At 45.2% G+C, this 24168-nt stretch carries 24 protein-coding genes and 1 pseudogene; 2 read left to right on the top strand and 23 right to left on the bottom strand.

The window, feature by feature from the left end; translation table 11 throughout:
• Positions 1-262: 262 nt before the first annotated feature.
• The 12 genes and pseudogenes from ACTNBR_RS00480 to ACTNBR_RS00425 all read right to left on the bottom strand — a co-directional run bounded on the left by ACTNBR_RS00480 (position 263) and on the right by ACTNBR_RS00425 (position 12550).
• On the bottom strand, positions 263-769 hold the full coding sequence (locus ACTNBR_RS00480; protein WP_441016018.1) for a YqeG family HAD IIIA-type phosphatase: 507 nt from the start codon (positions 767-769) through the stop codon (positions 263-265).
• Positions 762-1295: pseudogene (locus ACTNBR_RS00475) on the bottom strand (shikimate kinase); the annotation flags it as partial. The pseudogene ACTNBR_RS00475 and the gene ACTNBR_RS00480, both read right to left, overlap by 8 nt.
• 106 nt (positions 1296-1401) lie before the next feature.
• Complete coding sequence (locus ACTNBR_RS00470; RefSeq protein WP_441015946.1) at positions 1402-2130, bottom strand: peptidoglycan recognition protein family protein; 729 nt, start codon at positions 2128-2130, stop codon at positions 1402-1404.
• A gap of 145 nt (positions 2131-2275) precedes the next feature.
• Positions 2276-3730 carry an IMP dehydrogenase gene (gene guaB, locus ACTNBR_RS00465; RefSeq protein WP_427806385.1) on the bottom strand — a complete coding sequence of 485 codons (1455 nt, stop codon included), beginning with the start codon at positions 3728-3730 and terminating at the stop codon, positions 2276-2278.
• Positions 3731-3807: 77 nt separating this feature from the next.
• On the bottom strand, positions 3808-4296 hold the full coding sequence (locus ACTNBR_RS00460; protein WP_427806386.1) for a DUF6106 family protein: 489 nt from the start codon (positions 4294-4296) through the stop codon (positions 3808-3810).
• A 115-nt stretch (positions 4297-4411) separates the two neighbouring features.
• Positions 4412-6037, bottom strand: a complete 1626-nt coding sequence (gene groL, locus ACTNBR_RS00455; RefSeq protein ID WP_427819207.1) for a chaperonin GroEL — start codon at positions 6035-6037, stop codon at positions 4412-4414.
• A 54-nt stretch (positions 6038-6091) separates the two neighbouring features.
• A complete protein-coding gene (locus ACTNBR_RS00450; protein WP_427806388.1) occupies positions 6092-6376 on the bottom strand; it encodes a co-chaperone GroES in 285 nt (94 codons plus the stop codon).
• A 121-nt stretch (positions 6377-6497) separates the two neighbouring features.
• A complete protein-coding gene (locus tag ACTNBR_RS00445) occupies positions 6498-6803 on the bottom strand; it encodes a hypothetical protein (RefSeq protein WP_427819205.1) in 306 nt (101 codons plus the stop codon).
• 82 nt (positions 6804-6885) lie between these two features.
• Positions 6886-7668, bottom strand: coding sequence for a GTP-sensing pleiotropic transcriptional regulator CodY (gene codY, locus ACTNBR_RS00440; protein WP_427819203.1), 783 nt, complete (start codon positions 7666-7668; stop codon positions 6886-6888).
• 134 nt (positions 7669-7802) lie between these two features.
• Positions 7803-9869, bottom strand: coding sequence for a type I DNA topoisomerase (topA, locus tag ACTNBR_RS00435; RefSeq protein ID WP_441015943.1), 2067 nt, complete (start codon positions 9867-9869; stop codon positions 7803-7805).
• Between the two features lie 28 nt (positions 9870-9897).
• Complete coding sequence (gene dprA, locus ACTNBR_RS00430) at positions 9898-11004, bottom strand: DNA-processing protein DprA (protein ID WP_441015940.1); 1107 nt, start codon at positions 11002-11004, stop codon at positions 9898-9900.
• Positions 11005-11014: 10 nt separating this feature from the next.
• Entirely contained in the window at positions 11015-12550 is a 1536-nt protein-coding gene (locus ACTNBR_RS00425; RefSeq protein ID WP_441015937.1) for a YifB family Mg chelatase-like AAA ATPase, read from the bottom strand.
• 226 nt (positions 12551-12776) lie between these two features.
• On the opposite strand from ACTNBR_RS00425, the gene sigK reads away from it, so the two are divergent.
• Positions 12777-13394: an RNA polymerase sporulation sigma factor SigK gene (gene sigK / locus ACTNBR_RS00420; RefSeq protein ID WP_441015934.1), complete on the top strand. Its 618-nt coding sequence runs from the start codon at positions 12777-12779 to the stop codon at positions 13392-13394.
• Between the two features lie 53 nt (positions 13395-13447).
• Here the strand turns inward: sigK and ACTNBR_RS00415 are convergent, their stop codons facing one another.
• The 7 genes from ACTNBR_RS00415 to mtaB form a co-directional block, all read right to left on the bottom strand.
• On the bottom strand, positions 13448-14692 hold the full coding sequence (locus ACTNBR_RS00415) for a peptidase U32 family protein (protein WP_427806396.1): 1245 nt from the start codon (positions 14690-14692) through the stop codon (positions 13448-13450).
• A 6-nt stretch (positions 14693-14698) separates the two neighbouring features.
• On the bottom strand, positions 14699-15352 hold the full coding sequence (locus ACTNBR_RS00410) for an O-methyltransferase (RefSeq protein WP_427806397.1): 654 nt from the start codon (positions 15350-15352) through the stop codon (positions 14699-14701).
• A 105-nt stretch (positions 15353-15457) separates the two neighbouring features.
• Complete coding sequence (locus ACTNBR_RS00405) at positions 15458-17122, bottom strand: ribonuclease J (protein ID WP_427806398.1); 1665 nt, start codon at positions 17120-17122, stop codon at positions 15458-15460.
• 92 nt (positions 17123-17214) lie between these two features.
• Complete coding sequence (locus ACTNBR_RS00400) at positions 17215-17481, bottom strand: DUF1292 domain-containing protein (RefSeq protein WP_441015931.1); 267 nt, start codon at positions 17479-17481, stop codon at positions 17215-17217.
• Entirely contained in the window at positions 17474-17932 is a 459-nt protein-coding gene (ruvX, locus tag ACTNBR_RS00395; RefSeq protein WP_427806486.1) for a Holliday junction resolvase RuvX, read from the bottom strand. The genes ACTNBR_RS00400 and ruvX overlap by 8 nt, the downstream gene beginning before the upstream one ends.
• A gap of 13 nt (positions 17933-17945) precedes the next feature.
• Positions 17946-18203, bottom strand: coding sequence for an IreB family regulatory phosphoprotein (locus tag ACTNBR_RS00390; protein WP_427806400.1), 258 nt, complete (start codon positions 18201-18203; stop codon positions 17946-17948).
• Positions 18204-18255: 52 nt separating this feature from the next.
• A complete protein-coding gene (mtaB, locus tag ACTNBR_RS00385; protein WP_427806401.1) occupies positions 18256-19581 on the bottom strand; it encodes a tRNA (N(6)-L-threonylcarbamoyladenosine(37)-C(2))-methylthiotransferase MtaB in 1326 nt (441 codons plus the stop codon).
• 132 nt (positions 19582-19713) lie between these two features.
• Here mtaB and ACTNBR_RS00380 point away from each other — a divergent pair, with 132 nt between their 5' ends.
• Positions 19714-19947, top strand: coding sequence for an HPr family phosphocarrier protein (locus ACTNBR_RS00380; RefSeq protein WP_427806402.1), 234 nt, complete (start codon positions 19714-19716; stop codon positions 19945-19947).
• A 66-nt stretch (positions 19948-20013) separates the two neighbouring features.
• On the opposite strand, the gene thiI is transcribed toward ACTNBR_RS00380, so the two are convergent.
• The 4 genes from thiI to prmA all read right to left on the bottom strand — a co-directional run bounded on the left by thiI (position 20014) and on the right by prmA (position 24157).
• Positions 20014-21195 (bottom strand): tRNA uracil 4-sulfurtransferase ThiI, encoded by a 1182-nt coding sequence (gene thiI, locus ACTNBR_RS00375; protein ID WP_427806404.1) that lies wholly within the window; start codon positions 21193-21195, stop codon positions 20014-20016.
• A gap of 9 nt (positions 21196-21204) precedes the next feature.
• Positions 21205-22362: a cysteine desulfurase family protein gene (locus ACTNBR_RS00370; RefSeq protein ID WP_427806405.1), complete on the bottom strand. Its 1158-nt coding sequence runs from the start codon at positions 22360-22362 to the stop codon at positions 21205-21207.
• An 81-nt stretch (positions 22363-22443) separates the two neighbouring features.
• Positions 22444-23187: a 16S rRNA (uracil(1498)-N(3))-methyltransferase gene (locus ACTNBR_RS00365; RefSeq protein ID WP_427806406.1), complete on the bottom strand. Its 744-nt coding sequence runs from the start codon at positions 23185-23187 to the stop codon at positions 22444-22446.
• Positions 23188-23203: 16 nt separating this feature from the next.
• Positions 23204-24157, bottom strand: coding sequence for a 50S ribosomal protein L11 methyltransferase (prmA, locus tag ACTNBR_RS00360; protein ID WP_441015928.1), 954 nt, complete (start codon positions 24155-24157; stop codon positions 23204-23206).
• Positions 24158-24168: the final 11 nt, after the last annotated feature.

The raw sequence follows: 24168 nt of genomic DNA, 5'->3' as shown, positions 1-24168 counted from the left end.
TATACATATTGTCTATATTATTTTTGTAACATACGAAGGCCGTATTTTATCCGGTGAAACTTCAGTTCTGGTAGAGTAGGCGGATGAACCTTTCATCCGCCCCTCATTTAGCACCCTGTATTACTACAACACACCGAGTTTAGCTACACGGCTCACTGGCGATTACCGTGACCGGACTTGCACCGGCAAGTGTGGTCCAGCTTCGCTGGACACACACAAAACAAAAGAGCCTGCTTCCTGCAGACTCCTTTGCTGTTTTCTATTATCTGTTTCTTTTTTTGTCTCTTTTATAAAAATATAGAACAATTTTTTCAAGATAACGTTTCAGAACAATCTGAATTTCTTCTTTTGGATGTATCGGCTTCACAAGTATGCTTTCGATTCCGGTGCGTTTTGCTCCCCATACATCTGTAAATAACTGATCTCCGATAAAAATGGTATTCTTCTCATCCGTGCTCATCAGTTCCATTGCTTTCTTGTAATTCTTTGTAGAAGGTTTATGCGCATTATAGACATATTTACTTCCCACTTTCTCCGCAAAAGGCTTCACTCTCGGCTCTTGATTATTCGAAATCAGACAAGTATCAAATCCAATCCTTCTCAGCATTTCAAACAGTCGGATAGCTCGCTGGTCGGCCGGTGCGCCGTGAGGAACCAGTGTGTTATCAATATCAAAAATCAGCCCCCGGCAACCCTCTGTATATAACTTGTCAAAATCAATCACATAAGTGGATGCCACATAATCATCCGGGTAAAACATATTAAACATCTTTCTCATCCATTTCCTTCAATTTCTGCATCATCTCTTCACAGATCTCTGAAACACGTTTCTGGTCCGTGCTTACAACGATATCTGAAGCTGCTTCGTATTTGGGTCTTCGCACTTCCATCAGGCCGCCGATATAATCTACATCTTTGTGTCCATTCAAAAGGGGACGGTCATCACTGTCTTTCACGCGCTCCAGAATCGTCTCCGGGGCTGCCGTAAGTAGAACAACTCTTCCATTTTTCTTCATCTCTTTCACGTTGCGGTCTCTCATGGCAACACCGCCGCCACAGGAAATAACTTTGTTCGTCTGAGACTGCATCTCAATCAGAAGATTCGTCTCCAGATTGCGAAAATATTCTTCTCCGTGTACGGCAAAAATATCGGATATACTCATCTTCTCACGCTCTGCGATCACCTGATCCATCTCGATCACTTCCATACCATACTCTTTATTCAGGTAAGTGGAAACTGTGCTTTTCCCTGCGCCCATAAATCCAATCAAAACAATATTATAATCCAACATTTTTTTATTCATATTCTTCATTGTATTCCTCATTTCCTGTCTTGTACCACTGTACATATGTATGGATTCAGTATAACAGAATTTATTATTTCTTATCAACCCAAATATCTTATTTTTCTTCTTTCGGAGTTGCAAGCGCAGTCTTCACATCAAGCTTAAACTGTTCCCATGCATCTTCATTTTCCACAAAATATTTCGGACAGTTTTTCCCGGTCACATCATAATGTCGGATCACGTCATTTTCATCCAACCCGAACTTCTCGCAGAGCCACGCCGTGAGCTGTACCATGGAACGATATGTCTTCTCATTGAACATCCCGCTCTCATCGGAATGGCAGCATTCGATCGAAACTGTATCTGCATTTCGCGAATTCGAGGCATAAGCCACTTCCCAGGTCGGGATACACTGCACGATTTCTCCATCCAATCCAACGATGAAATGACTGCTTGCCTTCGTGGTATGCGTATCTTTGAGGCCCTCAAAATAGTCTCTGTTCTGCATGGCCGTTGCACCGGGATTTGCCGTATAGTGGATCACAATTCCCTGGATCTCTCCCGTCTCCGTCCCCGGTCTGGAGTATTCATTTACAGTCAAAAGTTCCACATCAATATCCGGTTTTGTCGCATCGATTTTTGCATCCTCTTTTTCCCAGTACTTCCCGGAGCGGATACATCCTGCAATTCGTATCACAGAAAGAATCAAAATCAGTAAAACAAGGATAACTACGCCCAGCTTCAGATAGTGCCGCAGCCGAATCTGCTGCTTCTTTGTATATCCTCTTTCTCTGTTCCTGTATATCTTCTCTTTTCTTCTTCTCTTTCGCCTCTTGCCGAACATTCCTGCCCCTACCTTTTTTCTATAGCTTCATTCTTTTACTTTACCATATTTCCTTCGAACAAAAGCAGAATATTTCATTATTTTTTTCTTAAGCCTTTGAAGCACAGACATAAAAGATGCCCCGGCATCACCGAGGCATCTCATTTTATTCATCTACACTGTAGTTCGGAGCTTCTTTAGTAATATGGATATCATGTGGATGACTTTCCTTTAATGAAGCCGAAGAAATCTTCACAAATCTTCCGGTCGTCTTCAGTGTCTCGATATCCGCAGCACCACAGTATCCCATACCGGAACGCAGACCGCCCATAAGCTGGAATACGGTGTCTTCTACAGAACCTTTATACGCCACACGTCCTTCTACTCCCTCCGGAACCAGCTTTTTAGCATCCGTCTGGAAGTATCTGTCCTTGCTTCCGTTTTCCATAGCAGCAATAGAACCCATGCCGCGGTATACTTTATATTTTCTTCCCTGATATAATTCGAATGTTCCCGGGCTTTCATCGCATCCTGCAAAGATACTTCCCATCATACATACATTCGCACCTGCCGCAATTGCCTTTGTCATATCTCCTGAGTACTTGATACCACCATCAGCAATGATCGGAACCCCATATTCTTTTGCAGCTTCATAGCAATCCATAACCGCTGTGATCTGCGGTACACCGATACCTGCAACGACACGTGTAGTACAGATTGATCCAGGACCGATACCTACTTTGACAGCGTCGGCTCCTGCTTCGATCAGAGCTCTTGTTGCTTCGCCTGTAGCTACATTTCCCGCAATAACCTGAAGTTCCGGGAATGCCTCTTTGATCATCTTGACAGTCCGGATCACGTTTGCAGAATGTCCATGCGCAGAATCCAGCACGACAACATCAACATGTGCCTTCACGAGTGCTTCCGCTCTTTCCAGACAGTTTGCAGTAATACCAATCGCTGCTCCGCAAAGAAGACGTCCTTTGGCATCTTTCGCAGAAAGCGGATACTTGATCTGCTTCTCAATATCTTTAATCGTGATCAGGCCTTTCAGATTGAAATCCTTATCCACGATCGGAAGCTTCTCCTTGCGTGCTTTCGCAAGAATCTTTTTAGCCTCTTCCAGGGTAATGCCCTCCGGTGCTGTGATCAGCCCTTCCGAAGTCATGGATTCTTTAATCTTCTTGGAAAAATCCTCTTCAAACTTCAAATCACGGTTGGTAATGATACCTACCAGCTTTCTTCCTTCTGTGATCGGCACACCTGAAATGCGGAACTTCGCCATCAGATCATTAGCATCCGCAAGTGTATGTTCTGGTGAGAGATAAAATGGATCCGTGATTACTCCATATTCAGATCTCTTAACTTTGTCTACTTCTTCTGCCTGCTGTTCAATCGACATATTCTTATGAATAATACCAATACCACCCTGACGAGCCATCGCAATCGCCATTCTATGTTCCGTAACTGTATCCATACCGGCACTCATCATTGGTATATTCAGCTTAATCTTGTTTGTCAGATAGGTTGACAAATCGACCTGATTCGGAATCACTTCTGAATACCCAGGTACTAAGAGTACGTCATCAAATGTAATTCCTTCTCCGATAATCTTTCCCATTATCCTTTTCCTCTCTTTCGCTTCTTTTGTTGTGATTTAACTGCTATCATACAATACATGTTACACTTGTGTCAACCCTAAACAAAAACTTTTCTAGGTGCAAGCATCTTCATTCCTTCCAGAATCGTTGAATTCGGTTCAAAAACCACTCTCTTCTTTTCACCCTTCTGAACGATCACCATCTCGTACTGCTTTGCATCCCGGTTTCCAGAGCTGAAATCCACTGTCTTAAGTCCCTGATACGGTCTAAGTTCTGCTGAACCTGCCTGTGCAAGAACTTCCATCTCATTTAATTCCATCGTGAAAACCTTTTTTCTGCGGGACTTTGCCATAATCTTGTCGATATCAAGAGCGCCGTTGACAAACAGATATTCAAATTCCACATCCATACTGCGGAATAAGAAAACGTCCAAACAAATCAAAATAATTGGTGCAATGATAGCAACCGGAATGATCAAAACAAGCCCAACTGAAGCAACCGTAAGCAAAATCAGTGCTGCTTTTGCAAGAATCGTGCTTGCGGGGGCGTTCCGCTTCACAAGTTGTTCGGTATAATAATCACCCATATCTTACCTCCAAATTTCCTTTTGTATATTTCTATCATTGTATCACTTTTCCTACAAAAAGAAAACTCCTCTTTACGAGGAGTTTTCAAAATTCACAAATAATTCAAAACGGGAATTACATCATTCCCATTCCGCCTGCGCCTCCTGCCGGCATCGGTGGAACATCTTCTTTAATATTTGCAACAACAGATTCTGTCGTGAGCAATGTAGAGGCTACGCTTGTTGCGTTCTGAAGTGCGCTTCTTGTAACTTTAGCCGGGTCAAGAATTCCAGCTTTTACCATATCAACATATTCTTCTGTGTATGCATCGAATCCGTTTCCTGGTTCTGCTTCTCTGACTTTGTTAATGATAACAGCACCTTCCAGACCTGCATTTGCTGCGATATGGAATAATGGAGCCTCCAGAGCTTTCAGGACAACGCCTGCACCTGTCTTCTCATCACCTGTCAATGTCTCAGCCATCTTTGCAACTTCTTTTGCTGCATGGATATATGCAGATCCGCCACCTGCGATAATACCTTCTTCTACTGCTGCTCTGGTAGCTGCAAGAGCATCTTCCATACGGAGTTTCGCTTCTTTCATTTCAGTCTCGGTTGCTGCGCCAACGCGAATAACAGCTACACCGCCTGCCAGTTTTGCAAGTCTTTCCTGAAGTTTTTCTTTGTCAAAGTCAGAAGTTGTCTCTTCGATCTGGGCTTTGATCTGTGCAATTCTTCCGGAAATTGCATCTTTATCGCCAAAACCGTCAACGATTACCGTGTTTTCTTTCTGAACTTTTACAGATTTAGCACGTCCGAGCTGATCCATGGTAACTTCCTTCAAATCAAGGCCAAGTTCTTCTGAGATCACCTGTCCGCCTGTCAGGATCGCGATATCTTCCAGCATTGCTTTTCTTCTGTCGCCATATCCCGGTGCCTTTACTGCTACAACATTGAATGTTCCGCGCAGTTTGTTCACAATCAGTGTTGTGAGTGCTTCACCTTCAATGTCTTCAGCGATAATAAGAAGTTTTGCTCCGGACTGAACGATCTGCTCCAGAAGCGGAAGGATTTCCTGAATGTTGGAAATCTTCTTGTCTGTGATCAGAATGAATGGATTGTCAAGATTTGCTTCCATCTTCTCCATATCGGTGCACATATATGCGGAAATATATCCACGGTCAAACTGCATACCTTCTACCAGGTCAAGTTCTGTCTTCATGGTCTTGGATTCTTCGATCGTGATAACGCCGTCGTTGGAAACCTTCTCCATAGCGCTTGCTACCATCTCGCCTACTTCATCATCACCGGCTGAAATAGCAGCCACTCTTGCGATCTGATCTCTTCCGTTTACTTTGCTGCTCATCTTCTGGATTGCTTCAACAGCGCAGTCCGTTGCTTTCTTCATACCTTTACGAAGAACAATCGGGTTTGCCCCTGCTGCAAGGTTCTTCATACCTTCATTTACCATAGCCTGGGCAAGTACGGTAGCTGTTGTGGTTCCGTCTCCGGCAACATCATTTGTCTTGGAAGCGACTTCACGGATGAGCTGTGCTCCCATGTTTTCAAATGCATCTTCCAGTTCAATCTCTTTTGCAATCGTTACACCGTCATTTGTGATAAGCGGTGCTCCGAAGGATTTATCCAGAACTACGTTTCTTCCTTTTGGTCCTAATGTTACTCTTACTGTATCAGCAAGCTGATTCACACCTGCTTCCAATGCTTTTCTGGCTTCTGCGCCGAATTTAATTTCTTTTGCCATTTCAATTCACTCCTGTTTTAAAATAATTCTTTTCTAAAGGCCATATACGGCTGACTATTTGATTACTGCAAGAATGTCACTCTGTTTTACAATGATATATTCAACATCGTCCAGTTCTACTTCTGTTCCGGAATATTTAGAATAGATGACCTGATCGCCGACTGCCACATTCATCGTCACTTCCTTACCGTCCACCATTCCGCCCGGTCCTACTGCGATTACTTCTGCCTGCTGCGGTTTCTCTTTTGACTGTCCCGGTAATACGATACCTGACTTTGTCGTCTCTTCTGCTACTAACTGTTTTAATACAACTCTGTCACCTAAAGGTTCTAATCTCATTGTAATTCCTCCTTGATTTCTATTTTTGTTAGCACTCATTAAATTTGAGTGCTAAAAACTGTCTAGATATAAAATAGCACTGCGACTTCTATTTGTCAACATGCCTTTTTTAATTTTATAATTACTTTATATTTATTTCATAAAATCCATTGACAATCTGAAAAATCAAGATCATTCCGGCTCTGTTCTCATACCGCTCTTTGATCACGCCTTTGCAGACTGCTTCCCCTTTCAGGGTCTGAATCCGGCATTCATAGACTGCATCCAGAGAAATATCGGTTATTTCTCCCGTGCTCATCCGCAGATGAAGCTGCTCCATCTCTTTCTGATACTCGATCACTGTGCATTTGTAAACCGTCTCGTCCTGCTTTCCGCCTTCGAGATAATTGTGGATCATCGAAATGACCGCTCTGTCTCCGTCGTACATTTTTCTTTCTCCTTTCATTGTGATCTATGTTAATGAGAGATAAAAAGGGTATCAGACTCCTGATACCCTTCTCTTCTGTTTTCTATTTCATTTTTTCTCTTTTGATCTTGTCCAATTCTTTGAAAACATAATCGTTCACGACTTTGATATAAGTACCTTTCATACCGGAAGATCTGGATTCGATCACGCCCGCACTTTCAAACTTACGAAGTGCATTTACGATCACGGAACGGGTAATTCCCACCCGGTCAGCAATCTTGCTTGCAACCAGAATTCCTTCCATGCCGTCAAGTTCTTCGAAAATGTGTATGATTGCTTCCAATTCAGAAAATGATAAAGTACTGATTGCGGATTGTACGATCTGTTCCTTTCTGGTCTCCTCAGCGCTTTCTTCATTCACAGAGCGAAGCATCTCAAGTCCCACGACTGTTGTACCGTATTCACTGAGAATAATATCATCAATCTCATACAAGGCATCTTTCTTGTAAATGAACAGACTTCCAAGCCTCTCTCCCGCAATATCGATCGGAGTAATGATCGCCTGATACCCTTTCACAATCTCCGGTGTAAAACCTAGTGTCTGAAGATTGACATTCTCTTTCGTGGAAAGGATATTCAGGAGACGCTCATTCAGCATCTCGTCAATGTGTCCGCCGACCTCTCCCTTCAGAAGTTCTTTAATCTCCGGAACGCCCGGACAAGCACTGACTCCCAACACTTTTCCTTTTTTACTTACCACAAGCACGTTGGACAGAAGAATCTCTGTCAGCACCTCACAAATGTCATTAAACACAACTTTGCTGGAATTATTATTGTGCAGCAATTTGTTTATTTTTCTAGTTTTATCCAATAATTGTACGCTCATTTTATCCTCCATAAAGCATTGCACCTCTGGTTTTTCCTCTCCATCGGCTATTGTAGAAATTATTCGCACAAATAGCGAAAAATTTGTGTGCAAAACTATATTATCATACAATTCGCAAGAACTCAATGAATTTCCTATTTATTTTTTACATAACCGCAATGTTCGTCACCGCACACCAGTTTATTTCCTTTTTCCACCATATAGCTTCCGCATTTTGGACATTTTTCCGTGGACGGTTTTTGCCATGACATGAAATCACATTCCGGATTATCCTCGCATCCGTAATATTTTCTGCCTTTCTTAGTCTTGCGCAGCACAATGTCTTTGCCGCATTTCGGACATGCAACGCCGATTTTCTCAAGATACGGCTTTGTATTTTTACATTCCGGGAATCCGGGGCAGGCCAGGAACTTTCCGTGTGGTCCGTATTTGATCACCATGTTGCGTCCGCATTCTTCACACACAACATCCGTAACCTCGTCCTCGATCTTCACGGTATCCAGTTCTTTTTCCGCCTTTTCCACTGCTTCTTCCAGATCCGGATAGAAATTGCGGATCACAGTCTTCCATTCTACCTTGCCTTCTGCAATCATATCAAGAAGTCCTTCCATATAAGCTGTGAAATTCACATCTACGATACTGCTGAAAGATTTTTTCATCATATTATTGACTACTTCTCCCAGCTCTGTCATGTACAGATTCCGGTTCTCCTTCGCAACATATCTTCTGGAAATGATTGTGGAGATTGTCGGAGCATAGGTACTTGGTCTTCCAATCCCCAACTCCTCCAGCGTCTTAACCAAAGCCGCTTCTGTAAAATGCGCAGGCGGCTGAGTGAAATGCTGCTTATAGTCAAACGATTCATGCGTAAGAACCGAGTTCTCATCCAGTCCTTTTACAAGGATATTGCTTCCTTCTTTCTCATCATCGCTTTCCACATAAACCAGGCGGAAACCTTCAAATACTACCTTGGAAGCAGACACTGCAAAACGATAGTCACCTGCTCCGATCCGGATCGATGTCGTCTCATATCTGGCCGGCTGCATTCTGCTGGCAACAAACCGCTTCCAGATGAGCTGATACAGTCGGAACTGATCTCTGGACAGAGAGTCCTTCACCGATGCAGGGGTCCTGGTCACATCAGAAGGACGAATCGCCTCATGAGCATCCTGAATATTCTTCCCGTCTGATTTCTTCGTCTCTTCTACCTGTGTAACATACTGTTCTCCGTACACTTCACCGATGTATGCCTTCACACTTGCATCTGCTTCTTCTGAGATACGGGTAGAATCCGTACGCAGATACGTGATAAGGCCGGTCGTACCGCTGCCCTTGATATCCACGCCTTCGTATAACTGCTGTGCGATCCGCATGGTTTTAGATGTTGCAAAATTCAGGGCTTTGGAAGCTTCCTGCTGCAGGGTACTGGTGGTAAACGGAAGCGGTGCTTTCTTGATTCGCTCGCCCCGTTTCACGTCGGTCACTTCATAACGCACGCCATCCAATCCTGCTAGAATCTGATTCAGTTCTTCCTTGTTATGAATCACCATTTTCTCGTCTTTTGTCCCATAGAACTTCGCTGTAAGGGGCTTCTTCTCCCCCTTGACATTCAGGATCGCATCCAGCGTCCAGTACTCTTCCGGAATAAAGGAGTTGATTTCTTCCTCCCGGTCCGCAATGATACGAAGTGCCACAGACTGTACACGTCCTGCGCTCAGTCCCCGTTTCACCTTTGCCCAGAGAAGCGGACTGATCTTATATCCCACGATTCGATCCAGCACACGCCTTGCCTGCTGTGCATCCACAAGATCCATGTCGATCTCGCGCGCATTTTTCAAAGATGCTTTCACCGCACTCTTTGTGATCTCATTAAAACTGATCCGGTATACTTTCTTATCTTCAAGCTTCAATGCTTTCATCAAATGCCAGGAGATCGCCTCTCCTTCCCGGTCCGGGTCAGTTGCAAGATAAATCTTATCCGCTTTCTTTACTTCCTTTCGAAGATTTGCAAGAATTTCACCCTTTCCCCGAATGGTGATATATTTTGGTTCAAAATCATGTTCAATGTCAATCCCCATCTGACTCTTCGGTAAATCTCTTACATGCCCGTTAGACGCAACCACCACATAGTTGCTGCCAAGGAACTTCTTAATGGTTTTCACTTTTGTAGGTGATTCCACAATTACGAGATAACGTGCCATAATACTCCTCCATGCCTGTCACTGCAATCTATATTCGTCTGAAATAATAATTTTTCGACCGTTCTGATATGTACCCTTTTAATTCAAGCGAGAGCAGAATCCTTGATAATTCTTCCGGAGCAAGTCCGGTGAGCCTTCGGATCTCCTCTCTGCTTCTCGGGAACAAATCGCACTTACTATACACCAAATCCTCTTCAGTTTCAAGCATTATTTTATTTTTATGGTTATTTTGAGCCATCCCGTTTTTCTTATTTTTCGGAATCATGTGAAGTTGTTCACACAGTTCTTCCGGGTCAAGAAGGATTCCTGCCCCCTGATCTATGAGTCGGTGACAGCCTTTGCTGAGAGCACTGTCAGCGGGTCCGGGAAGTGCAAAAATATCTCTTCCCTGCTCCAATGCCATGTCCGCAGTAATCAGTGATCCGCTTTTTTCTTTTGCCTCCATCACGAGCACCACATCCGCAAGGCCGCTGATGAGACGGTTTCGCGCCGGAAAATGATTGGCAAGAGGCGGTGTACCGGGCGGATATTCCGATAGGATTCCTCCCTTCACAGACAAATCTGTATAGAGTCCTTTGTGCTCTCTTGGATAACACAAATCCACTCCGCATCCTAGTACGGCAAAGGTCTTACCGCCGGAAGATAACGTTCCTCTGTGTGCTGCCCCGTCGATTCCCAGTGCCATCCCACTGATGATCTGTGCGCCTGCCTCTGCCAGTATTTCCGAATACTGCAATGTCATCTTCTCGCCGTAGGCACTGCATCTTCTGGCACCTACGATTGCGACACTTGTTCGATTCTCCTCCGGGAGCTCACCTTTTACGTATAGCCCATATGGCATACCTGTAAGCTCCTTCAACCGTCCGGGATACCTGTCACTGTCCCACGCAAGGAAATGAATTCCTCTTTCTTCCAGTTTTTCCAGCTCTTCCTTCCAGTTCTTACTCTTCCTGCTTTCCATAAGGATCCGCTTTTCTTCCTCTGTGATTCCGGCCATGATGCGCTCTTTTTCACTGATTTCTTCTATATTATATAAAAATTCAGCAGATATTCCCCGATCCGCCCAATTCCGCTTTTTCCCAGGCCTTATTTCTGATATATTCGCCAGATAGTATTCCTGCCACAATTCTGTCATTTTTCTTCTCCTAACAACCCCAATATTTCTTATCCATCATCCTGTACCCGATCGCTTCTCCCAGATGTCCTTCTTCAACCACTTCCGATCCTTCCAGATCCGCGATCGTGCGTGCCACTTTCAGAATTTTGTAATAACTCCTTGCCGTCAGATGCAGCGCATCATATGCCTGTCGCATCAGGGATTCTCCCCGGCTGTCCAGGCGGCAGAACTGTTCTATTTCTTCTTTACGCATCTGCGAGTTTGTTGCAATTGGCAAGTCCTTAAACCGCTCTTTCTGTATTTTTCTCGCCTTTTCCACCTTTTTTCTCAGTTTTTCCGAAGTACATTCTTCCTGTTTTCCCACAAGTACATCATACTCCACCTTCGCCGCTTCCACACAGACATCCAGTCTGTCCAGAAACGGCTGGCTGATCTTTCCCAGATATTTCTGCACCTGTGACAGGGAGCAGGAGCATTTATCCAGATCCGGATAAAATCCGCAGGGACACGGATTCATCGCCGCCACCAACATAAAATCGGCCGGGAACGAATAAATCCCTTGATTTCTGGCGATATGGACGCATTTTTCCTCAAGGGGCTGTCGAAGTGCTTCCAGTGCCGTGCGTGAAAACTCCGGCAATTCATCCAAAAACAGCACACCTCCATGTGCCAGCGTCACTTCTCCCGGCGAAGGGATCATTCCTCCGCCGATCAGAGCTGCCCGGGTCACCGAATGATGAACCTCCCGAAAAGGACGCTTTGTAATCAGCGGATTCTCCCCTTCGATCTGTCCGGCAATACTATAAATCCTGGTGATTTCCAGACTTTCCTCTCTGGTCAGGCCCGGCAGGATCGTCGGGATTCGTTTGGCAACCATCGTTTTTCCTGCCCCCGGAGGACCGATAAAAAGCAGATTATGATTTCCAGCTACAGCCACAAGCGCCGCCCTTTTCATGATCTCCTGTCCCTGAATGTCACTATAATCTATGTCCGCTTTTTGTACCTCATGAACAAAATCAGACGTAAAATCCGCTTCTGTGACTGCACAGTTGTGCCCTTTGGCCCACTCGCAGACCTCCGCCAGTGTCTTGACGCCCAGAATATGAATTCCCTGGATCAATACCGCCTCTTTCATGTTTTCTTCCGGTACAATGCAGAACCTGATTCCTCTTTCTTTTGCCTCCGCTACAATTGCGAGAATTCCTTCTGTCCTGCGAACACTTCCGTCCAATCCCAGTTCTCCAACCACCAGTGCATTCTTCAGCCTGTTTCCGGGCAGGATCTGAAGTGCCATGAGTACGCCAAGCGCAATCGGAAGGTCAAACGCTGTTCCTCTTTTTCTTACATTGGCAGGCGACAAATTCACGACCACCTTCCTCGCCGGGATCATAAACCCTGTATTTTTCAGAGCCGTTCGTACACGTTCTGCCGCCTCTTTCACCTCAGAAGCCAGGAAACCCACCATATGAAATACCGGAAGACCATTCCCCACATCTACCTCAACCTGAATCATTTCAACTTTGATTCCCTGAATCGATGCTGATAAAATTGTATAAAATCCCATGAAAATTCTCCTTTACCTGACGGTAAAAGTACAAAAATCTTTTCTGAAAATGTTGTGACGGATCGTCACTTTGATTTGCTAAAAGAAAACCGAAATCCTTTAGAAAATATATCCCCATCATATCGGAAATCATCCGTTTTGTCAATGCCGGAAATCTTTTTTCGGAAATGCACGCTCAGATTTGTCCCCGCATACACTATAATAACTACTCTGTGAGGTGCTGCTTTTGAAGTCCTTTCCCCCACCTCTCACAGCCGAAGAAGAGGCCTGTTTTCTCCGCAAGTATGCAGAAGGTGACCAAAAGGCCCGGCACATTCTGATTGAACGGAATCTTCGTCTTGTTGCGCATGTCATGAAAAAATATCAATATCTGGAAGATGATCCGGAGGATTTGATCTCAGTTGGGACGATCGGCCTTATCAAGGCCGTATCAACATTTAATCCTCAAAAAAACGCACGGCTGGCCACTTATGCCTGCAGATGTATCCAAAACGAGATCCTGATGCTGCTTCGTAGCAAGCGCAAGACCAATCGTGAAATTTCTCTTTACGAACCAGTGGGCACGGATCGTGAAGGCAACGAGATCCGGATCTATGACATTCTGGAATCCAGAGAAGAAGATGCATGCTCACGGATTTCGGAAAAAAATGACATTCAGCTTCTCTACAGTAAACTGGAATCCGCTCTCACTTCCCGGGAACAGCTGGTTCTGAAGATGCGATATGGTCTATACAATCATGAAGAATACACCCAGCGTGAGATTGCTGAACGGCTCGGTATTTCGCGTTCTTACGTTTCCCGTATTGAGAAGGGCGCAATTGAAAAACTCCGTCCTTATTTCTGATTATATTCAGATACAAAAAGGAGGACCGAAGTCCTCCTGATACATAGCTTCTCTTATGCTTCCCCATTCATTTCCATTTCTTTTCGCCTTAAAATATCATATGGTTCGGCATCACCGGTCAGCTTGACATACAATACCTGTTTCGGATGCGGTGCACTTTCCTGCTCCACTCCTTCTTCATTTACAATACGCTCTACGGTCACTTCCAGATTCCTTCCATCCGGCTTCATGATTTCAATCTCTTCTCCAACACTGAACTTATTTCTCTGTTCGATCCGTACCATGCCGTCACGTACTTCCCCTGCCATTCCAAGATACGTGTAATCGCGCAGATAGGTGTTACTGTCATAAATCTGTGATTCATCCCCGGGTTTACCGAAGAAGAAGCCTGTCGTAAACTGTCTGTATGTGCATCCCACGATCTGTTCCAGATACCAGGGCATGTTTTTCCGGTAAAGCTCCGGATCTTTCTGGTAATCATCGATCGCCTTACGGTAAGTCCTTGCCACTGTCGCCACATAGAGAGCCGTCTTCATTCGTCCCTCGATCTTGAAGCTGTCAATTCCCGCATCGATCAGTTCCGGTATATGCTCGATCATGCAAAGATCCTTAGAATTAAAAATATAAGTTCCCCGCTCGTTCTCGTATACCGGCAGATACTCTCCCGGCCTTGTCTCCTCCACGACCGCATATTTCCATCTGCACGGGTGCGTACAGGCACCGTGGTTGGCGTCACGCCCGGTAAAATAATTACTGAGCAGGCATCTTCCGGAATAGGAAATACACATCGCTCCGTGCACAAAGGTCTCGATCTCAAGATCATCCGGAATATGACTTCGGATCTCTTTGATCTCCCGAAGCGACAGTTCCCGGGCTGAAACCACACGGCTTGCCCCCTGCTTGTGCCAGAACAGATAGGTTCCGTAATTCGTATTATTTGCCTGCGTGCTGATGTGGCGTTCAATCTCCGGGCATACCTCTTTTGCGATCTCAAATACTCCCGGATCGGCAATGATCAGTGCATCCGGCCTGATGTCCCGAAGCTCCTCAAAATAAGCACGCACACCATCCAGATCATAATTATGAGCCAGAATATTTGCCGTTACATACACTTTCACGCCATGTTCATGAGCGAAAGCGATTCCTTCTCTCATTTCATCCATGGAGAAATTCTTCGCTTTTGCACGAAGTCCGAATGCTTCTCCGCCGATATAAACGGCGTCTGCACCGAAAATAACTGCTGTTTTTAAAACTTCCAGGCTGCTTGCCGGAATCAATAATTCAGGATGTCGTGCCATCTGCTTCTACCTCTCTTTATTTCTTTTCACGCTGACTGCCGTTCCGTCCCCGAGCGGGATGATCGAAGTCTCCAGGTCCGGGTGATGCTTCAGCGTATACAAATACTCCCGCATTCTGCTGTGTATCGTGCGATCCCGTCTTTCCACCGCGAAACGGGACTCAATGATATTCCCGTCCTGGAGCACATTGTCTGAAACCAGAACGCCATCCGGCTCCAGAATTCGGAGCACTTCCGGGAGATATGCAATATACTGCCCCTTCGCGGCATCCATAAAAATAAAATCATATGGCCCACTCAGCTCTGTCAGCACTTCCATGGCATCTCCCTCGATCAGAGTGATCTTCTGTTCCTTCCCCGCTCTTTTGAAATTCTCCCGGGCAATGGGAATTCTTTTCTCATAATTTTCTATCGTAGTAATTGTACATTCTTCAGGAGCATATTCGCTCATCAGCAGCGCCGAGAAGCCGACCGCTGTTCCCACTTCCAGGATCCTCGTGGGACGTTTGATCGCAAGGAGCACCTTCAGAAAACTCTGCATCTCCTTGCGTATGATCGGCACACTATCTCGCAAAGCCTCCTGTTCGATCTCTTCCAGAATCTCGCTGTTCTCCTGTTCCAGAGAATGTAAGTATGTCACCAGACGTTCTTCAACTATCATGTGGTTCCTCACTTCCTGTATTGCACATCACCGATATCCTGTCCATACAGCTGTATACGCATTCATACAGATGCCCCGCAACACCTGCGGGGCACATGAATCCTTCTATACATCCATAATGATCGGTAGGATCATCGGTTTTCTCTTCGTTCTCTTCCAGATAAAATCATTCATCGTATCGCGGATCACAAGCTTGATCTTGCTCCAGTCCGCGTGGCGGCTCATCAGGCACCGCTCCACCGCATCCGTAAGCACACATCTCGCCTCTTCCATCAGGCCTTCCGATTCACGCACATAGACAAAGCCGCGGGAAACGATATCCGGACCTGCCAGGAGCTGATTGGTACCTTTTTCCAGAGTGAGAACAACGATCAGAATACCGTCCTCCGCCAGATGCTGACGATCCCTTAAAACAATATTACCGACATCGCCTACACCAAGACCATCCACAAGAATCTCTCCTGTATGAACTTTATCTACGATCTCGGCGCTGTTCTCATCCAGAGCAAGCACATCGCCCGACTTCAGGATAAATACATTCTCTTTCGGAATTCCCAGAGATTTTGCAAGATTCGCATTCGCTTTCAAATGCCGGTATTCTCCATGCACCGGAATGGCATATTTCGGTTTCACAAGGGAATAGATCAGCTTCAATTCCTCCTGACACGCATGACCGGAAACATGTGCATCCTGGAAAATAACGTCTGCCCCTTTGGCAGAGAGTTCATTGATCACATGGGAAACCGCTTTTTCATTTCCCGGGATCGGATTCGAACTGAAAATGATCGTATCGCCCGGCATAATGGTAATCTTCTTATGAATATCCGCCGACATTCTGGACAGTGCCGCCATGGATTCTCCCTGGCTTCCGGTTGTGATGATCGTCGTCTTCTCCGGCGGATAATTCCGGAGCTGATCCACCTCGATCAGCGTGTTGTCCGGTACATTCAGATATCCAAGTTCAGACGCTACGGAAATGATATTGACCATGCTGCGTCCTTCAACCACAACTTTTCTTCCAAATTTGTAGGAAGAATTGATAATCTGCTGAACACGATCCACATTCGACGCAAAGGTCGCAATGATGATACGGCTGTTCGTATGCTCCGCAAAAATACGGTCGAATGTTGCTCCCACAGTACGTTCAGACTGGGTAAATCCCGGTCGTTCTGCATTGGTACTGTCCGACATGAGGGCTAGTACTCCCTTCTTTCCGATCTCCGCAAACCGCTGAAGATCGATCGCGTCGCCAAATACCGGGGTGTAGTCCACTTTAAAGTCTCCCGTATGCACCACAATACCTGCCGGTGAATAAATGGCAAGTGCAGATGCATCCTGAATACTGTGATTTGTCTTGATAAATTCAATACGGAACTGCCCAAGATTGATAGACTGTCCGTGGCGCACCACTTTTCTTCTGGTGGAGCGAAGCAGATTATGCTCTGCCAGCTTTTTCTCAATGATTCCCATGGTCAGCTTCGTAGTATAAATCGGGAGATTAATCTCCTTAAGCACATAAGAAAGAGCTCCAATATGGTCTTCATGCCCATGGGTGATTACAAAGCCTTTTAATTTTTCAACATTATTCTTAAGATAAGAAATATCCGGAATTACCAGGTCGATTCCCAGCATATCATCTTCCGGAAATGAAAGACCGCAATCCACAACAATAATACTGTCTTCATATTCAAAGGCAGTAATGTTCATTCCGATTTTTTCCAGACCTCCCAGCGGAATGATTTTCAATTTAGAATTGTTCGTTCGTTTCAACGTCACACCTCCATATATTTTTATGTATCGTCCGTACATCCATATCGTAAAATAAAGAGTCTACGCCCCGGTTCCCGGCGCGCGGTGTGCTGCTACATCTCGATATCCACATCTTCCAGTAATTCTTCAAACACTTTCAATACAGCCTCGAGTTCCACTTCATCTTCTGTGATCTCGTAGAGACTTTCCTCATCTTCAGGCGCACTGGTGTCCTTAAGGATGAGACATTCCGCGTCGTCCTCCTCAGAATCTGCAACCAGAAGATACGTATTCCCATTCAGCTTCGTCTGCTCAAGAATATAAAATTCTACCTGTTCTCCACTATCTTCATAAGTAAAAACCAGTTTTTCACTACTCATACAATTCGTCTCCCTCGTCCGGGTTCTGCTTCATCGCAAGCGAATCCAAAAATCCCTGCAATATAAAAACAGCCGCAATCTGATCCACGTACTGCTTGCGGTTCTCTCTTCTTATCCCTGTTTCAATTAACGTCCGCTCTGCTGATGCCGTGGTCAGACGCTCGTCCCACATCACGACCTCAAGGCCGGTCCGCCGACGAAGCATCTCACCAAATTCCAACGCTTTCTCTGCCCGTTCTCCGATATCATTGTTCATATGTTTTGGCAGACCAAGCACAAACTTCTCTACTTCATATTCTTTTGCAAGTGCTTCAATTCTTGCCAGTGTCTGTCTGAGCTTGTTCTCCGACTTGCGCACAATCGTCTCTACGGCCTGGGCTGTAATCCCCAGCGGGTCACTTACCGCCACTCCCACAGTCTTCGTACCGTAATCCAATCCCATAATCCGCATAATCTGAATCATCCTATAACTCGTTCTTAATATATGCCTTCAGCAGTTCTTCTACGATCTCATCCCGTTCCACCTTCATCACAAGGCTTCTTGCACCATTGTAGCTGGTGATGTATGTAGGATCACCTGACATAATGTATCCTACGATCTGATTCACTGGATTATATCCTTTCTCCACTAAAGCATTATATACAATCTCAAGGATATCTTTTGCCTGAATCTGTGGTCCGGCCTCCACCTGAAAAAATTGTGTATTCGATAAATTCTTCATCTTACGACCTCCAATACTTCAATACCCATTCTAATATAATCTGTAATAAAATTCAATGAGTAATTTGTGAAATATCCACAATTTTAATTTTCTTTATCTGATTAGTCCAGCTTTCCTCTCCGTCTTCGGTACAAGGCACAGAAATCCTGAGATATTCCCTGGTATGTCCGGTCACCATCTTCCGTCCTTCTTTTTCAGTCACCTCTTCAAAAAGGACTTCTACTTCCTTACCAACCCACTGCTTTTCATACTCTGCCTGTTTTCTTTCATTCATTTCCTGCAAAATAGCACTTCTTCCGGCCTTCTCCTGCTCTGTAATCTGGCCTTTCATCTCCGCTGCTTTTGTCCCACGGCGTTTCGAATACTTAAATATATGCGTTTCATAAAAATCCACCTTATCCACAAAACGTCTGGATTCCTCAAATTCTTCTTCTGTCTCTCCCGGGAATCCGGTAATCACATCGGTAGTAAGAGCCGGATTATCAAAATATTTCCGAAGGATCCTGCATTTCTCATAGTATTCCTCCGCACTATACCGGCGGTTCATCCGCTTCAGCGTCGCATTGCATCCGCTCTGGAGCGACAGATGAAAATGCGGGCAGATCTTCTTGAGTTTCGACAGTTCAGACGCAAATTCTTCTGTGATGATCCGCGGTTCCAGAGATCCGAGCCGGATCCTTACAATACCTTCCACTTCATGGACCGCCCGAATCAGTGAGAGCAGGTCTTCCTGCTGCTTCCCATTTTCATCCTTAAGATCCACACCATAGGAGCTGAGATGAATTCCGGTCAGCACCACCTCACGATATCCGTTTGCGGCCAGTGTCTCTACCTCCCGCACAACCTCTTCCTTTTTTCTGCTCCTTACTCTTCCCCGTGCATACGGGATAATGCAGTACGTGCAAAACTGATTACAGCCATCCTGCACTTTCAGATAGGCTCTTGTATGCTCTGCCGTCCTTGTGAGGGACAGTTCTTCGTACTTTGCAGTATGGTTGATATCGATTACTTCAATCTGCTGATGCTTCTCTTTTTGTGCAAAATAGGCATCCAGGATCCCGATCAGCTCCTGTTTCTTATTATTCCCAATGACAATATCAATATTCTCATCCTTTTCCCCTGCATCGGTCCTTGCCTGCACATAACAGCCCGCAGCCACGATCACCGCATCCGGATTCTGCTTTCTGGCACGATGGATCATCTGTCTGGATTTCCGGTCTGCAATATTCGTAACCGAACAGGTATTAATGATATAAATATCCGCCTCATCCTGGAACGGGACAATCTGATATCCGTTCTTCTCAAGAAGTTCCTGCATTGCTTCCGTCTCATAGGCATTTACTTTACACCCCAAATTGTGTAACGCTGCTTTTCTCATCACATTTCCCACCTTCAAATTCTATAAGATTTTACAAAAAAATATCGTTTTCTTTGGCATTTTATTCCTTGACAATTCTCTATACAAACTATAATATATCTATATAAATTCAAAACAAGGAGGAACTTTCACATGAAAACAGTACAGATTTCTTTAAACTCAATTGATAAAGTAAAATCTTTCGTAAATGAAATCACAAAGTTTGATTATGATTTTGATCTTGTATCAGGAAGATACGTTATCGATGCTAAATCTATCATGGGTATCTTTAGTCTGGATCTTTCAAAACCGATTGATCTCAACATTCACGCTGACAGTGAAGAAGTCGATCACATTCTTGAAATCCTGAACCCATATTTAGTTTAATATTTAGTTAAAAATAAGATGAAGGTTTCTCGGAGCCTTCATCTTATTTTTTAGGCTTTGTTTCCTTTATTTTACGATAATCGTCTCTACCGAACGAATTGCTTCGTCAAAAAGCTGATCAATCTTTTCCGCCAGTTTTTCTTCCGATTTTCTGATCACTTCCACATTTGGTTTTGTTACCGGATGTTTTGCTACAAAAATGGTACAGCAGTCTTCATACGGAAGGATCGAGGTCTCATAGGTGTTGATCTTCTCTGCCACTTCCACGATTTCCTGCTTATCAAAACCAATCAGCGGACGATATACCGGAAGAGTGCAAACATCATTTGTAGCCGCAAGGCTCTGCATCGTCTGACTCGCCACCTGCCCGATGCTCTCTCCTGTAATCAGTCCCAGACAGTCATCCTGTTTTGCGAAATGCTCTGCGATCCGCATCATATATCTTCTCATAATAATAGTAAGCTCGTCATGCGGACATTTCTCATAAATATAGAGCTGGATATCGGTGAAATTCACGACATGAAGCTTGATCGGTCCTGTATACTTTGAGACAAGCTTCGCCAGATCGACCACCTTCTGTTTTGCGCGCTCACTGGTATACGGCGGTGCATGGAAATAAGTCGCCTCAAGTCCGACTCCTCTCTTGGAGATCATATACCCTGCCACCGGGCTGTCAATTCCTCCTGAAAGGAGAAGCATGGCTTTGCCGTTCGTACCGACCGGCATGCCTCCCGGTCCCGGAATAATTTCCGAATAAATATAGATTTCCTCGCGGACTTCTACTCGGAGAAGAACGTCCGGCTTGTGAACATCCACGCGAATTTCCGGAAAAGCATCCAGAATCGCTTCTCCAAGGTCACAATTGATCTCCATCGATTTTTTCGGATAAGTCTTCTTTGCTCTTCTGGACTCGACTTTAAATGTGATATTTTTATCCGGATACATTTCGTCCATATATGCAACCACATCTTTTTTCAATTCATCAAATCCACGGTCAGATACCCGGACTACCGGACAGATTCCCACAATTCCGAACACTCTCTGAAGTGCTTCCGTCACTTCGTCGGAATCATAGTATCCTTCACAGTCCACATAGACACGGGCCTGTGACTTGTATACGTGGAAGTCTCCTTCTACATCTTTCAAAACGAATTTTACCTGACGCACCAACGCGTCTTCGAACATATACCGGTTCTTTCCCTTGATTCCAATCTCTCCATATTTTATCAAATAAGTCTGAAACTTCATACTTTCCTCCTAATGGCGTGTGTACTTTCTTAACATCGGCACACAATTGTATAATGTCTGCAATGTATAATCAATCTCTTCTTCCGTTGTAAATTCTGACATACTGAAGCGAACTGTGGAATCAAGATATTCTTTACCTGTACCGATTCCTCTTAACACTCCGCTCACAGACGGGTGATTCGATGAGCATGCAGAACCGGATGATACATAAATTCCTTTGCTCTCCAGTGTGTGCAGCAGAACCTCACTCCGGATCCCTGCAATTCCCACACTGATGATATGCGGTGCGCTCGTCTCATCGGTAAGTCCATGAACCTTTGTATGTTCGATCTGGCTGACACCTTCTATAAATTTCTGCTTCAGCCACCTCATATGCGCCACTTTTTCGTCCAGTCCCGTATAAATCTCTTTTGCTGCCTGCGCGATTCCGGCAATACCCGGAACATTTTCCGTACCGGATCGCATATTCTTCTGCTGTTCTCCTCCAAAAATGATCGGTCTTACTTTTGCCCTTTCATTGATATAGAGGAATCCGATCCCCTTCGGGCCGTGAATCTTATGTCCGCTTACCGAGAACATGTCGATTCCCATTTTCTTCGGATAGATCCTGTATTTTCCAAAGCCCTGCACGGCATCCACATGAAACAGAATATTCCGGTTATAGGACTTCACGATTCCTGCTGCTTCCGCGATCGGTTGTACGGATCCGATTTCATTATTTACATACATGATTGATACCAGGATCGTCTCCGGACAGAGTGCTTCTTTCAAGGCATCCAAACGCACCCGCCCGTACATATCAACCGGAAGGTATGTGACCCGGTACCCTTCCTCTTCTTCCAGATATTTCATCGTATTCAAAATAGCAGGATGCTCGATCGCCGTCGTGATCAGATGCTTTCCGGCGCGATGATTTGCACGCGCGCCTCCGATCAGTGCCAGATTGTCACTTTCTGTTCCACCGGATGTAAAGAATATTTCCTTCTCCTGCACTTTCATCAGCCTTGCCAGCGTTTCCCTTGCGCCCCGGACATATTTTTCCGCCTCCACGCCTTTTTTATGCATGGAAGATGGATTGCCGTAATCCTCACACATCGTTTTCGCAACGATATCCCTGACACTGTCATATGCTCTGGTCGTAGCTGAATTATCCAGATAAACTTCCATTTTTATCGTCTCCTAACTTCTTCCTCACTATATCTTATGCCGGTTCTGCTTTCCTGCCATCTGTCTCTTCTGAATGAAATCCTACTGCTGCTCTTCCAGTTCAAACATCAGCACAGAAAGAATCGCTAGTCCCGCTGTCTCGGTCCTCAGAATCCGCCTTCCAAGGGTGATCTCTTTTGCACCACTGCGGATGGCTGCTTCCACTTCCTCCTGTTCAAAACCACCTTCCGGCCCGATAAAGATTCCAACAGACTGCCCTCTTTTGATGGAACGAATGATCCGTTTTGTCTCCTCCATCCCTTTGGCAAGCTCATACGGAATCAGCACCACATCCAGCTCTGCGGCCTTCTTAAGAGCCTCGCTGTACGAAAGCGGCATCTCCACTTCCGGGATTCGGCTTCTACCGGCCTGCTTTGCGGCGCTCTCGGCAATGCTGTTCCAGCGTTCCACTTTTCTTGCAGCTTTCTTCTCATCCAGCTTCACGACAGAACGCTTCGTTGCGACCGGAATGATCTTCACCGCTCCGAGTTCCACCGCTTTCTGAACGATCAGCTCCATCTTGTCTCCCTTGGGAAGTCCCTGAAACAGATACAATTCATTGCTAAGCTCTGTATCCGCCTCCATTTTTTCCAGGATACGAAGTGTAGCCCTTCCTTCCTCGTAAGATACCACTTCACAGACGTATTTGAGATTATTCCCATCACTAATCCCGGCCTGTTCGCCCGGTTTCATCCGAAGGACATTCTTCATGTGATTGACATCCTGCCCTACCACATAGATATACGGTTCTTCCACCTGCGAAGGTGTCACAAAAAAATGATGCATCACTCACTCATCCCATCTAATTCTTACGTGCAGTTACGGAAACCCATTCTCCCTGATAGTTCACCTCAAGGACCTCAAGCCCCGCTGCTTTCACAGCATTCACTACCGTTTCTTCTTTGTCATCAATAATTCCGCTGGTGATATAGATTCCGCCCGGTTTTAACTGATTCACAATAACCGGCGTAAGCGGCACCAGCACATCCGCAAGGATATTGGCTGCAACAATGTCATATTTCTCATAACCCACTTTATCCTGCACCGCTTTATCATCAATGATATTACCGATCATCACCTCATAGCGATCTTCGGTGATCCCATTTACCTGCATGTTCCCACGGGTCGCATCGATGGCACACGGATCCAGATCGGTTCCGACGGAATATTCGGCTCCGAACATCAATGCAAGCATCCCCAGAATACCGCTGCCGCATCCCACATCCAGAATCCGTGTATGCTCCGTGGTATACTTGCGGATCTGCCGGATACAGAGCTGCGTGGTCTCATGCATACCGGTGCCAAACGCAGTGCCCGGATCGATGTGTACAATCATCTTATTCTCATCTTCAGGCTTCACATTCTCCCAGGACGGGATGATCAAAATATCATCTACGTAGAACTGATGGAAATATTTCTTCCAGTTATTGACCCAGTCCACATCTTCCGTCTGCGACTCCTCAATCGATCCGCTTCCCACCTCGATATACACACGCATATCCTCAAGTTCAGCGCGAACCTTTGCAAGTACCGCTTCCTTGTCATCCTCTTCTTCCAGATAGAAGCTGATATAGGCAACTCCGTCATCCACGCCGGTCTCCGGAAGAATATCCACAAACATCTGCTCTTTTTCTCTCTGACTCATCGGAATATTATCTTCGATCTCAATGCCCTGGATTCCCAGATCCATGAGCATACTGCTGACAAGATCCTCCGCTTCCGTCGTTGTCTCTATTCTGAATTTATTCCATTTCATACCATGATCTC

Source organism: Bariatricus sp. HCP28S3_F11 (genome assembly GCF_052065395.1).
In the GTDB taxonomy this organism is placed as follows: Bacteria; Bacillota; Clostridia; order Lachnospirales; family Lachnospiraceae; genus Allocoprococcus.
The sequence above is the reverse complement of the archived record's forward strand: the minus strand, read 5'-3'. Positions and strand labels throughout refer to the sequence as shown.